Genomic DNA, 12,150 nt, shown 5'->3' with positions numbered 1-12,150 from the left:
CAGTGTCCGCTGTCTCGGGGACAAAAATGGCCCCCGGATTGGGTGCATTCAGACGCATGATTCCTCTTGTCCGCACTTTGGGGGACGGGTAGTTTCGATACCGGAACGAATCCTGCCCGCCCGGGTCGTCAGCAGTCGCTCACGACCCCGGAGCCCGGCGGTCCGCTCTCGGCACAGGTCAGCCGCGGCCCCCGACCCCCGGGGCCGATGACACCGTCCTGCCGGCGCGCCAACCCGAACCCGCGTGCCGGTGGCCTTCCGCGCCCCTGTGTGCGCAGAAACGGACTCCTCATGCACAAGATCGTCACCGGTGCCATCGCCGGCGCCGCCGGCGTCGCGCTCCTCCTCGGCGGAGCGGGCACCTTCGCCCTCTGGAACGCCAGCGCCTCCACCGCCGCCAGCGCTGTCAGCTCGGGCACGCTGACGCTCAGCGCGGCGAACGACGGCGTCTGGACCGACATCACCAACGGTCGCTCGACGACCATCAACCCGGCGAACGTCCTCATGGTGCCCGGCAACAAGTACCAGTTCACGCAGACGCTGAACATCGGCGCGACCGGTCAGGACCTCAAGGCCAACCTGACCTACGCGAGCCAGAGCATCACGGGCGACTCGGCCCTGGTCGCCGCGACCACGAAGACGCTCGCCGTGACCTCGACGAGCGCGTCGGTCGTGCAGTCGACCTCGAACGCGAACACCTTCGTGGTGTCGCCGTCGAGCACCACCTCCCCCGTCAAGGTCGTCTTCACGATCGAGCTGCCCTCCTCGGCGACGACCGGTCAGAACGGCACCGTGAACGTCGGTGCGCTCGCCTTCACGCTGACGCAGACCGCGATCGGCTCCTGATCTGCGGCGTGGTCGGCCCCTGATCCGCCGACCACGCCGCTCCCTCCACGACCAGCGGGGAGACGCGCATGACGAACGCACCGACGGGGCGCCACCGTGCCCCGCGCGCTCGCCTGCGCTTCCACGCCTGGGCATGGCTCGCCGCCCTCGTCCTGGCGGTCGCCGTGGTGACCACGCTGCTCGGCACCGGCGGCACCTACGCCCTCTGGAACGCCTCGGCGAGCACGAACGCATCGAGCGTCAAGTCCGGCACCGCCACCGTCACGGTCGGTGCGCTCAGCCCGATGAACACCTCGGTGCTCGCGCCTGGTCACAGCACGACCGGGACGTTCACCGTGAAGAACACCGGATCGGTGCCGCTCTCGATCCGCGTCGCGACGACCGCCACCAAGGTCTCGTACGCGAGCACGTCCGACGCCACGGTCCTCGGCGCGCAGACGCTCCGGCTGGCCTCGGTGAACACCGCAGCCGACTGCCGCGCCGGCCTGTCCGGCGCGAGCGGCCCGATCGCCACCTTCGACACCGGGAGCGGCTACTACACCCTGCCCGTCGGAGCGACCGGCATCGCGTGCGTCCAGGTCGGCCTCGGCTCCGACGCACCGCAGTCCGTCGCCGGAGCGGTGACGGACTTCACGCTCACCGTCACGGGAACGCAGGTGGCACCGTGAGCCGCCGGTTCCGCGTGGTGCTCGCCGCGCTGCTCGCCGTCGTGTTCGTCGTCGGTGGCTCGACCGCCGCCTGGGCACTCTGGACCACCAGCGGGACCACGTCGTCGAGCACGACGATCGGCAAGATGTCCGCGTCGATCAGCGGCACGAGCGACATGACCACGACGTTCTCGTCGACGGTGACCTCGGTGACCAAGCCGGTCACGCTCACGAACTCGGGATCGATCGCCGGGACGACCGCCACGACGGCGTCCGTCGTCGCCGGGAGCTCGACCGCGCTGGCGCAGGCGATCTCCGTCGTCGCGTGGCCGGTCGCGTCGACGACGGCGTGCACCGCATCCACGGCGGTGGGCACGGGATCGGTGAGCGGCACGTGGGCGTCCCTGCCGAGCATGACCTCGGACCTCGCTGCCGGCGCCGCAGCCGTGTGGTGCGTCCGGAGCACACCGACCTCGTCCGCTCCCGCATCGACCACGACGAACGTGAACATCGCGCTGACCGTCGTCGCGGGGACGTGGACGTCCACCTCGGTCCAGGGCGGCTTCTACATGAACACGTCCGCGGCGTCGACGGCCTCCCCCGCCCTCACCTGCACGGACCACAGCGGGAACTACGTCGACGTCCGGTGGCCGGCGTCGTCGCGTCCGACGGACACCTTCTACGCAGCCTTCGTGAAGGACACCCAGGTCGGACAGAAGGCGCAGGACTACTCGGGGTTCATCACGATCGCGCCGTCGGACGTCCCGTCGAGCGTCGCCACGAGCGGCACGCAGACCGTCGACGTCAGGGTGCTCGACAGCGCGGGGAAGCCGACGAGCACCGTCGCCGGGAGCGGCTCCGTGACGCTGTTCACCCAGAACGACGGGCCGGCGATCCGATGCGGCGCCTGAACACGATGCGGGAGCGCACCGGATGGCGAGCGGTCCTGCACGCCGTCGCGCTCGGCCTCAGCACCGGGATGCTCGTCATCGTGGCGGGACTCGCCGTCGTCCTCATCGTCATCCCGAAGGCGACGGACTCGACCCCGCTCACCGTCCTGACGCAGTCGATGGAACCGACGCTGCCGCCCGGGACGCTCCTCGTCGTGAAGCCCACTCCGCTCGAGGACATCCGGATCGGCGACGTCGTCACGTACCAGATCGTCTCCGGGCAGCCGGCCGTGATCAGCCACCGCGTGGTCGCCGTCGAGTCGTCCTCCGACGGTGCCCGCACGTTCGTGCTCAAGGGCGACAACAACGCCGAGCCGGACCCCTCGCCGGTGACCGCCGCCCAGGTCCGCGGTGTCGTCTGGTACAGCATCCCCGAGGTCGGGTACGTCAACCAGCTGGTCAACGGGTCCCGTGGCTGGCTGATCCCCGTCGTCGCTGGCATCCTGCTGGCCTACAGCGCGGCCATGATCACCATCGGGGTGACGTCATCGGTCCGCCGCCGACGTCGATCGCGCGGAGGTCGTGGGCGCCACGTCTAGGCTCGGGTGACGTGACGGACGGAGTGATGCGCGCACGCGAACTGCTCGACGAGGCCGCACGACGCCTCCGCGACGCGGACGTGCCGGACGAGGCGCTCGGCGAGTACGTCGAGCCGAAGGCGGTGCTCGGGATCCGCCGTGAACCCACGATGCGTCCGCTCGGACGGGTCTGGCGGGTGGGGGCGCTGCTCATTGGGTCGTCGCTCGAGACCGGTGGCCGGGTGTGGGCGACGGGCACGATCACCCGGGTCACCGAGCCCGGCCGGTCCCAGTTCCAGTCGGTGTCGGCCGAGGTCCGTCGGGCGTACCGGGCTGCGGCCGCGCGCGGGCGCTTCCACGCGGGCGACACCGTCAACCACGGCGCGGAGCCGATCCCGCTCGACGAGCACCTGATCGGTGCCGACGGCGCGTTGTTCGTGCAGGACGACGAGCCCCTCGTCCGCTGGTCGCCGGCAGCCGACACGGCCGTGCCCCTCGCCGAGTACCTCGCCGACCGGGTCGGGCTGCTCGTGGAACCGCCAGCAGGCGCGACGGACTGACCCCTGACGGTCACCGAGCACCGATAGGGTCGGCTCGTGCCGATCAACGACGAATTCGACGCCCGCTTCGACCTGCGGGAGTTCACCCCTGCCATCGACGACTCCGGTGCGCCCGACGAGCGCACCGCGGACTGGATGCGGTCCGTGGGCATGGGCTTCCACGAGGCGGACCCGTCGCCGGAGACCGCCGCGCGCATGGCGTCCCACTTCATCGCCGACGAGGAGACGTTCCTCGGCGTCTACGTCCGGGAGCCCTTCCCCGGGTCCGTGGACGAGACCTGGCCGGCCGGCACCTTCACCTGGTTCCGGAAGGCACTCTCGTGGGGCGACGGCAGCTCCGTCGACACGCAGGCGATCTCCGCCGTGACCGTGCGGCCCACCGAGCGCCGACGGGGCATCCTCCGCGCGATGATGACCCACGCCCTCCGCCGCGGGGTCGAGGAGGGCTACGCGATGGCGTCGCTCACCGCCTCTGAGGGGACGATCTACCGGCGCTTCGGCTTCGGCTGCGCAATCCGTGAGCGCGCCGTCAGCGTCCGACGCAACCGGGCGCTCCCCTTCCTCGTGCCGACCACGGGGACCGTGTCCGTCGTGCCGCTCTCGTGGCTCGCGGACGGTGTCGGTCAGGACGTCTTCGCGCGCTTCGACGCCCGGACGCCCGGCTCGATGGTGCGCAACACGGGGACCTGGCCGGTCGTCTTCGGCGAGCTGACCGGGGACGGCGAGAAGGCGAAGGACGTCAGGGCCGCCGTGCACCGGGCGGACGGTTCCGACGACGTCGACGGGTACGTCACCTGGCGCGTGAAGGAGTCCGGCAAGGACACCGCGGTCGAGATCGTCGACCTGGTGTACGCGACCGACGAGGCCTACCTGTCGCTCTGGGAGTTCCTGCTGTCGATCGACCTCAACGACGTCGTGAAGTACAACCGGTCGCGGCTCGACGACCCGATCGTCGCCGCACTCGGGGACAACCGGGCGTACGACGTCGACCACGAGGAAGACCACGTCTGGCTCCGTGTCCTCGACGTCGCCGCGTCCCTGACGTCCCGGCCGTACGCTGCCGACGGCTCGGTCACGCTCGCGGTCACCGATTCGCTCGGGTTCGCGGCGGGGACCTACCGGCTCGACGTGTCCGGTGGGGTCGGGACCGTGACGCGGCTCTCCGCCACCGCTGAGTCCGACGTCGACGTCGCGCTCGACGTGGCCGACCTCGGTGCGCTGCTCATCGGGTCGGTGAACCCGGTGACGCTCGCCGCCGCCGGGCTCCTGCGCGCGTCGGACCCGGCCGTGCCGGTGCTCCTCCGTGCGATGCTCCTGCCGCCGCGCACGCCCCACGGCATCACGTACTTCTGACGAGGGCGCGCCGCGGCGCGTTTCGCTCCCGCACAACCGAAAGCAGTCCGCACCACGCGAACACGCGGTGCGGACTGCTTTCGGTTGTGCGAGGACCTGTCGTGCGACAGGCCCCCGCGTCAGCCGAGCAACCTCACTGGGCGAGGATGGCCGGGCTCGTCCCCGCCTTCATGCCCACGGGGAACGCCGTCGCGGCGTTGTCGTTGGTGACCGTCCACAGGGCATCCGTGTTCGTCTCGACGGCCACGACGTACCCACTGCCGACCGCGGCGATCGACGGGCTGGTGCCCGCCTCCATGCCGATGTCGAACGCGGTCGCCGCCTTCCCGTTCGTGATCGTCCAGAGCTTCCCGGTGTTCGTCTGCACCGCGATGACGTAGCCACCACTGGAGATCGGCAGGATCGCCGGGCTCGTGCCCGTCTTCATGCCGACGCCGAACGACGTCGCCGCCTTGGTGTTCGTCACGCTCCACAGATCACCGGTGTTGGTCTGTGCAGCGATGACGTAGCCGCCGTTGCTGGTCGCCGTGATCGCCGGGCTGGTGCCCGCCATCATGCCGATGCCGAACGACGTCGCCGCGTTCGTGTTCGTCACGCTCCACAGGTCGCCCGTGGTGGTCTGCACCGCCACCACGTAGCCGCTCCCGACCGCGGCGATGGACGGGCTCGTCCCGGCCTTCATGCCGATGTCGAACGCGGTCGCCGCCTTGGTGTTCGTGATCGTCCAGAGCTTGCCCGTGTTCGTCTGGACCGCGACGACGTACCCGCCACCAGCGGTCGAGATGATCGACGGGCTCGTCCCGGCCTTCATCCCGACGGGGAACGAGGTCGCTGCGCCGTCCGAGGTGATCGTCCACAGACTGCCGCCCTGGGCCTGGAACGCACTGACGTACTTGCCACCGGGCAGCGCCGCGATCGCCGGGCTCGTGCCGGCTGCGACGCCGACGTCGTAGGCGGTCGCGGCCTTCTTCGCCGTGATGCTCCACAGCTTGCCCGTGTTGACCTGGGCCGCGGTCACGTAGGACGAGTTCGTCACCGTCCCGCCGCCTGACCCCACGCCGGTCAGCGAACCGGTCGGGCGCCCGACGACGTCGAGGAGCTCCTCACCGGGCTCCGACCAGAGCGTCTGTTCCTTCACGCCTTCACCGGGTGCGGCCGCCGCCACCATGTACCCGCCACCGAGGTAGATCCCGTCGTGGAGGAAGTTCCCGCTCGTCGAGCCGTTGCTCGTCCAGAACAGGATGTCTCCGGGCTGCGCGTTCGACCGCGACACCATGTGGCTCTTCAGCGCGTTGTACTCGTCACCGACGACGGGCCGCGACGCGCCGCCCGACAGGTCGATGCCGGCCTGCAGGTACGCCTTCCAGACGAGTCCCGAGCAGTCCCACGCGTCCGGCCCGTTGCCGCCGAGCGCGTAGTACGTGTTCGGGTTCTTCCCGCCGTTGCTCGTGCTCCACATGCTCTCGGCGTAGGCGATGGCGCTGTTCGCCTGTGCGGACGGGCCTCCGCCGGTGTTGAGCCCTGGCTGCCCGGCGAGCGCGGGAGCTGCGGTCCCGATCGTGGCGACCACGGCGATCGCGGCGACCGCGACCGTGATGAACGTGTTCCTGGTCCGGGTACGGACCGGCCGCGACGTGGTGTCGCGGCCCCCCTGTGTGATGTTCACGATCGAACTGTTCACCCGCCTCGAAACGTGCGACAAGTCCTCCGTTCGGCGGACTCCGACGACGATCGTGATGCTGGTGCGGCGCGGCCGTGCGAACGTGTACGGAGTCTCAGCGAGGACGACGCGAACGGCGCCGCCCGTGACTACGCCCGGCGCCGCACCCGCGGGTCCACGAACGCGTAGACCACGTCGACGATGACGTTCGCCGTCACGACGAGGAACGCCGAGAACAGCGTGAACCCGACGACCACCTGCAGGTCGAGCGTGTGCACCGCGTCGATGAGCAGCGCACCGAGCCCCTGCATCGAGAAGACCTTCTCGGTGATGACCGCACCGCCGAGCAGCGAGCCGAGGTCGAGACCGAACAGTGTCACCACGGGCAGGATCGCGGTCCGGAGTCCGTGCCGCACGACGACCTGACGTTCGCGGATGCCCTTCGCGCGGGCGGTCCGGACGAAGTCCTGCGACATCGACTCGAGCATCTCGCCTCGCGTGAGCCTGGCGTAGATCGCCGCGCTGATGAACGCGAGCACGCACCACGGCAGTACCAGGTGCGTGAACCACCCCACCGGATCGTCGGTGAACGCCACGTAGCCGCTCGTCGGCAGGACCCCGAGGACGAACCCGAACAACAGGATCGCCAGCAGGCCGACCAGGTACGACGGTGCGGACACCCCCGCAACGGCGATCCCCATGACCGTGCGGTCCAGGGCGGATCCGCGGCGGAGTGCCGAGACCGCTCCCCCGGCGACGCCCGCGACGAGCCACAGCACCGCGGCACCGACGGCGATCGACGCGGTGACGGGCAGGCGCGTCACGATGAGCGACGTCACGCTGTCGTGGAGCTGGAACGAGTACCCGAAGCAGGGTGCCGCACAGTGGATCACCGAGGCACCGGTGCCGAACGTGCGCCCGGTGAAGATGCCGCCGAGGTACGCCAGGAACTGTGCGATCCACGGCTTGTCGGTCCCGAGGAACGCCTGCACCTCGCGCAGACGGTCGGGCGTGCAGGGCTTGTCGCAGATCGCGCGTGCCGGGTTCGTCGGCAGCAGCATGAACAGCGCGTAGGTCACCGCGGCGACGACGAGCAGCACCACGACGGCGCCGAGCACCCGGACGAGGACGAAGCGGAAGGTGGTCATCGCGTGCCTCCCCGCGGGTCGAGGGCGTCACGGAGCGCGTCGCCGAGGACGTTGAACGCCAGGGTGATGAGGAACAGTGCGGCACCGGGGAACACGAGGTACATCGGGTCGGTCTGCACCCACCCGATCGCGTCACCGATGCTGCGCCCCCACGACGGCGTCGGCGGGGTGACCCCGACGGCGAGGAAGGACAGCGCTGCCTCCGCACCGATCATCGAGGGGATCGAGATCGTCGCGTAGACGGTGATCGTCGCGGCGAGGTTCGGCAGGAGCTGCGTCCGGATCACGTGCCAGCGGCCGGCTCCGAGCGCGGTGGACGCGACGACGTAGTTGCGGGTGCGGAGCGACATCGTCTGCCCGCGGATCACACGCGCGACGGACGGCCAGCCGAAGAACCCGATGACGAGCACGACGAGCACGGGTTTCGGGAACGAGGTCGGCACGATCGCGGTGAGGGCGATCATGAAGACCAGGGACGGGAACCCGAACATGACGTCGACCACGCGGGAGAGCACCCGGTCGTACCAGCCGCCGAAGAACCCGGTCGTGACACCGACCAGCACCCCGATGACCAGCGACATGGCCGTCGCTGCGAGCCCGATCCCGAGTGAGGTCCGCGCACCGTACGTCACGATCGCGAACAGGTCCCGCCCGGTCAACGGCTCGACGCCGAACCAATGCGTGCCGCTCACACCGCCCAGCGCCCCGCGGGGCGCACCGAACGAGTTGAGCGTGTTGATGTCGTACGAGTACGGGTCCTGCCCACTGATCGCGGCGATCACGGGAGCGAACACGGCAACGAGGAGGAACACCACGATGACGATCGCCGATGCGACGGCCCAGCGGTCCCGGCGGACGCGACGGACCACCGCACGGAACCCGGTCGAGCGGGCGCCGGACGCGGCGACTGGCCGGTCGACGACGTTCGCGGTCATGCGACACCTCCGGTCAGCGCACGCCACGCCTCGCGCCGGGCGGCCTGACGTGCGGGGTCGGCCACGGGCGCGGCGGCGAGCAGCATGCGGGTGTAGTCCTCCTGCGGGTCGTCCAGCACGGTCGACGTGTCGCCGCGTTCGACGATGCGGCCGTCGTGGAGCACGACGACCTCGTCCGCGAGCTGCCGCACCACCGCGAGGTCGTGGCTGACCAGCAGCATCCCGAAGCCGAACTCGTCCTGCAGCGACGAGAGCAGCTCGAGCACGGCGGCCTGCACGGTCACGTCGAGCGCCGAGGTCGGCTCGTCGGCGATCACGAGCGCCGGACGCAGCGCGAGTGCTCGGGCGACGGCGACACGCTGCCGCTGGCCCCCGGAGAGTTCGTGCGGGAAGCGCTCCGCCCACGACGGGTCGAGCTGCACCGCGACGAGGAGGTCATAGACGCGGCTCGTCCGGTCCGCCGCGGAGACGCCGTGCACGAGCAGTGGCTCGGCGATGCTCCACCCGATGGTCTGCCGCGGGTTGAGCGACGATGCCGGGTCCTGGAACACGATCCCGACACGGCTCCGGATCTCGCGCAGCCGGCGGCCACGTGCCGTGCGGAGGTCGCTGCCGTCCACCTCGACGGCGCCGGCGACGACGGGCACGAGCCCGGCGAGGGCTCGCCCGATGGTCGACTTGCCGGAACCGGACTCCCCGACGAGGCCCAGCGTCCCGCCCGCGCGCAGTTCGAGGTCGATCCCGGAGACCGTCGGCGCACCCCGGCGGTCGTACCGGACCGCGACGTCGCGCATCCGCGCGACCACCGGACGGGAGGCTCGGCTCGCCTCCGCCCCGTCGGCCCCGTCCGCAGGCGGCGGGGCGGAAGCGGGACGACCCTCCAGGCTGGGGACCGCTGCCAGCAGGGCGCGCGTGTACGCGGCCTGCGGCGCGCGGAACAGCGCGTCCACCGCGCCGTGCTCGACGGGCTCGCCGCGTCGCATCACGAGGACCTCGTCGGCGACGTCCGCGACGACGCCCATGTCGTGCGTGATCAGCAGCACGGCCAGCTCGCGCTCGCGGCAGAGCGTCCGGAGCAGGTCGAGGATGCCCGCCTGCACCGTGACGTCGAGCGCCGTCGTCGGTTCGTCCGCGATGAGTGCCACCGGGTCACCCGCGAGCGCCATCGCGATCATCGCGCGCTGCAGCTGCCCACCGGAGAGCTCGTGCGGGTACGCCCTCCGGATCCGCTCCGGGTCGGCGAGCCCGGCTGACCGGAGCAGCTCGTCGATGCGTCCCGAGACCGCGGCGCGGTCGAGCCCACGTGGGTGCGCCCTGACCGCTTCGGCGATCTGCGTGCCGATCGACAGGACCGGGGTGAAGGAGTTCATCGGCTCCTGGAACACCACGCCGATGCCGGCGCCGCGAACGGCGCGGAGCTCGTCGACGGATGCGCCGACGAGCTCAGCACCGCGGAAGCGGATGCTGCCGGACACCCGTGCCTGCGGCGGCAGGAGGCCGAGCACGCTCATGGCGCTGACGGACTTGCCCGAACCGGACTCGCCCACGAGGGCGAGCACACGACCGGGTGTCAGGTCGAAGGAGACGTCACGGACGACGGGCTCCGCGTCGCCGAACGCGACGTGGAGCCCCTCGACCTGCAGGATCGGATCGGTCACTTGCCGAGCGAGACCTTGAGGTAGTTCGGGTACGCCGGGAAGTCCGCGATCTGGAAGTTCTGCACGTTCGATCCGGCGAGGAACGACTGCTTCGCATAGGTCAGCGGGACGATCGGGGCGTCGGCCATGATCTTCCGGTCAGCCTCGGCCCAGAGCTTCTGCGCCGCCTTCTGGTCGATCGTGCCCGTCGCCTTCTCGATGAGGGCGTCGACCTCGGGGTTGCTGTACTTCGACACGTTGTAGCCGCCGTCGCCGATCTCCGACGATGCGTAGAGCGGCTGGATGTTGGCGTTGGCGCTCGGGAAGTCGGGCTGCCAGCTGAAGAGCGCGAGGTCGAAGTCGCTGCCGTCGGTCGTCGCCGTGTAGAACGAGTCGATGTCGAGCGGCTTGAGCGTCACGGTGATGCCTGCCCGCTTGAGGCCAGCCTGCAGCGCCTGCGCCTCGGCGAGGTTCGACGAGTCGTTCTGCGTCACGAGCGTGAGCTTCAGGTCCGTGACACCGGCGTCGGCGAGGAGCTTCTTCGCCTTGGCGACGTCACCCGTCGGACCCGGCTTGTACAGGTCGTAGTCCTGCCGCCCGGCGATACCAGGCGTGATGAGGGTCGACGCGTAGGTACCGGCGAGCGCGCCACCGGCCGCGATCCGGTACGACTTCTTGTCCACCGCGTACTGCAGCGCCTTGCGCACCTGGAGGTCCTTGAGGGAGTCCTTCTGCGTGTTGATCGCCATGTAGTTGATCGGGCCGGCCTTCGACGTCGCCAGACGGTCCTGTGCAGCAGGGTTCGACCGGACCTGGTTCAGCTCGGCCGCACCGAGGTAGGTCGCACCGAAGGAGTCCTTCGCGTCGCCGTTGTCGGCGATGAGTGTCTGGGTGACCGTCGACGGGTCCTGGCTCTCCTTGAACACGACCTTCGACGGACCCGCGGTGCGGACGTCGTCGGTCTTCGCGCTCCAGGACTTGTTCCGGACCAGCGTGATCTGCGAGCCCTGCTGGTTCGACTCGACCTGGTACGGGCCGGACGCGACCGGCTTGGCGTCGTACGCTCCGGTGTCGGTGCCGTCACCCTCGGGGACCGGGGCGAACGCGGGCATCGACACGAGCCACGGCCAGTCACCGTACGCCGCGTTCAGCTTGAACACGATCGTGGAGTCGTCGGGGGTCTCGATGCTGTCGAGGCTCTTGCCGTCGAACGGGCCCTTGTAGTCGGACCCGCCGACCAGCAGCGACTTGTGGTAGCTCAGACCTCCGGTGAGCGTCGGCGCGAAGGAACGCTCGATGCCCCACTTGATGTCCTTCGTGGTGATCGGCGTCCCGTCCTGGAACTCCAGCCCCTTCTTGAGGTGGTACGTCCAGGTCTTGCCGCCGTCGCTCGAGTCGCCGGTGTTCGTCGCGAGGTCCGGGACCACCTTGGCGGTCTTGCCGGGCTGGACGTCCCACGCCGTCAGGCGACGGAGCACCAGGCCGAGCGTGGTGATGTTGAGGTTCTGGCTCGTCGCGGGGTCGAGGTGCACCGCGGTCGCCGTCGTGAGGATGTTGAGCGTGCCGCCCTTGCTGGTGCCGGCCGACGCGTCGTCCGAGGCACCCCCGCCCGAGCAGCCGGTGAGGACCAGGGCTGCGGCTGCGGCCACGGCCGCGGTGATGGTCAGGCGCTTGGGGCGTCTCATGACGGTGGTGCTCCTCGTGGGGGTTGATGCTGCGGTGCTGCCGTGCTGCTGCGGCGGCGGCGTCCATCCTGGCACCGGGCAGGTGCACCGGCACACGAGCACGACGCGCGACGAAACAATCCAAGTCGTCTGTTACGGCCGGCCATTCCCGATCCGGCCCAGCCGAGCTGATACTCCAGTTTCGGTAGGCTGATCGATGGGCCCGTGACAC

The 12,150-nt window shown here is 70.3% G+C and carries 11 protein-coding genes; 6 read left to right on the top strand and 5 right to left on the bottom strand.

The features are described from left to right. The first annotated feature begins 291 nt into the window (after positions 1-291). From ACEN9V_RS17030 to ACEN9V_RS17005, 6 genes are all read left to right on the top strand, one after another. Positions 292-846: an alternate-type signal peptide domain-containing protein gene (locus tag ACEN9V_RS17030; RefSeq protein ID WP_281265346.1), complete on the top strand. Its 555-nt coding sequence runs from the start codon at positions 292-294 to the stop codon at positions 844-846. Positions 847-914: 68 nt separating this feature from the next. Then, positions 915-1,514: a TasA family protein gene (locus ACEN9V_RS17025; protein WP_413601308.1), complete on the top strand. Its 600-nt coding sequence runs from the start codon at positions 915-917 to the stop codon at positions 1,512-1,514. Beyond that, positions 1,511-2,404, top strand: coding sequence for a hypothetical protein (locus tag ACEN9V_RS17020; protein WP_413601307.1), 894 nt, complete (start codon positions 1,511-1,513; stop codon positions 2,402-2,404). Before ACEN9V_RS17025 ends, ACEN9V_RS17020 begins: the two co-directional genes overlap by 4 nt. Next, positions 2,392-2,982: a signal peptidase I gene (locus ACEN9V_RS17015; RefSeq protein ID WP_413601306.1), complete on the top strand. Its 591-nt coding sequence runs from the start codon at positions 2,392-2,394 to the stop codon at positions 2,980-2,982. Before ACEN9V_RS17020 ends, ACEN9V_RS17015 begins: the two co-directional genes overlap by 13 nt. A gap of 11 nt (positions 2,983-2,993) precedes the next feature. Next, positions 2,994-3,521 carry a hypothetical protein gene (locus ACEN9V_RS17010; RefSeq protein ID WP_413601305.1) on the top strand — a complete coding sequence of 176 codons (528 nt, stop codon included), beginning with the start codon at positions 2,994-2,996 and terminating at the stop codon, positions 3,519-3,521. A 36-nt stretch (positions 3,522-3,557) separates the two neighbouring features. After that, positions 3,558-4,874: a GNAT family N-acetyltransferase gene (locus ACEN9V_RS17005; RefSeq protein WP_413601304.1), complete on the top strand. Its 1,317-nt coding sequence runs from the start codon at positions 3,558-3,560 to the stop codon at positions 4,872-4,874. Positions 4,875-5,007: 133 nt separating this feature from the next. On the opposite strand, the gene ACEN9V_RS17000 is transcribed toward ACEN9V_RS17005, so the two are convergent. The 5 genes from ACEN9V_RS17000 to ACEN9V_RS16980 all read right to left on the bottom strand — a co-directional run bounded on the left by ACEN9V_RS17000 (position 5,008) and on the right by ACEN9V_RS16980 (position 11,939). Then, the gene (locus ACEN9V_RS17000; protein WP_413601303.1) at positions 5,008-6,540 is read right to left on the bottom strand and encodes a C40 family peptidase; all 1,533 of its coding nucleotides are present in this window, start codon (positions 6,538-6,540) and stop codon (positions 5,008-5,010) included. 143 nt (positions 6,541-6,683) lie between these two features. Beyond that, entirely contained in the window at positions 6,684-7,682 is a 999-nt protein-coding gene (locus ACEN9V_RS16995; RefSeq protein WP_413601302.1) for an ABC transporter permease, read from the bottom strand. Further along, a complete protein-coding gene (locus tag ACEN9V_RS16990) occupies positions 7,679-8,617 on the bottom strand; it encodes an ABC transporter permease (protein WP_413601301.1) in 939 nt (312 codons plus the stop codon). Before ACEN9V_RS16990 ends, ACEN9V_RS16995 begins: the two co-directional genes overlap by 4 nt. Beyond that, positions 8,614-10,275: a dipeptide ABC transporter ATP-binding protein gene (locus ACEN9V_RS16985; protein WP_413601300.1), complete on the bottom strand. Its 1,662-nt coding sequence runs from the start codon at positions 10,273-10,275 to the stop codon at positions 8,614-8,616. The genes ACEN9V_RS16990 and ACEN9V_RS16985 overlap by 4 nt, the downstream gene beginning before the upstream one ends. Next, the gene (locus ACEN9V_RS16980; RefSeq protein ID WP_413601299.1) at positions 10,272-11,939 is read right to left on the bottom strand and encodes an ABC transporter substrate-binding protein; all 1,668 of its coding nucleotides are present in this window, start codon (positions 11,937-11,939) and stop codon (positions 10,272-10,274) included. Before ACEN9V_RS16980 ends, ACEN9V_RS16985 begins: the two co-directional genes overlap by 4 nt. Positions 11,940-12,150: the final 211 nt, after the last annotated feature.

The organism is Curtobacterium sp. Curtsp57 (genome assembly GCF_047324335.1).
GTDB lineage: Bacteria > Actinomycetota > Actinomycetes > Actinomycetales > Microbacteriaceae > Curtobacterium.
This window is presented reverse-complemented; position numbering and strand designations above follow the sequence as displayed.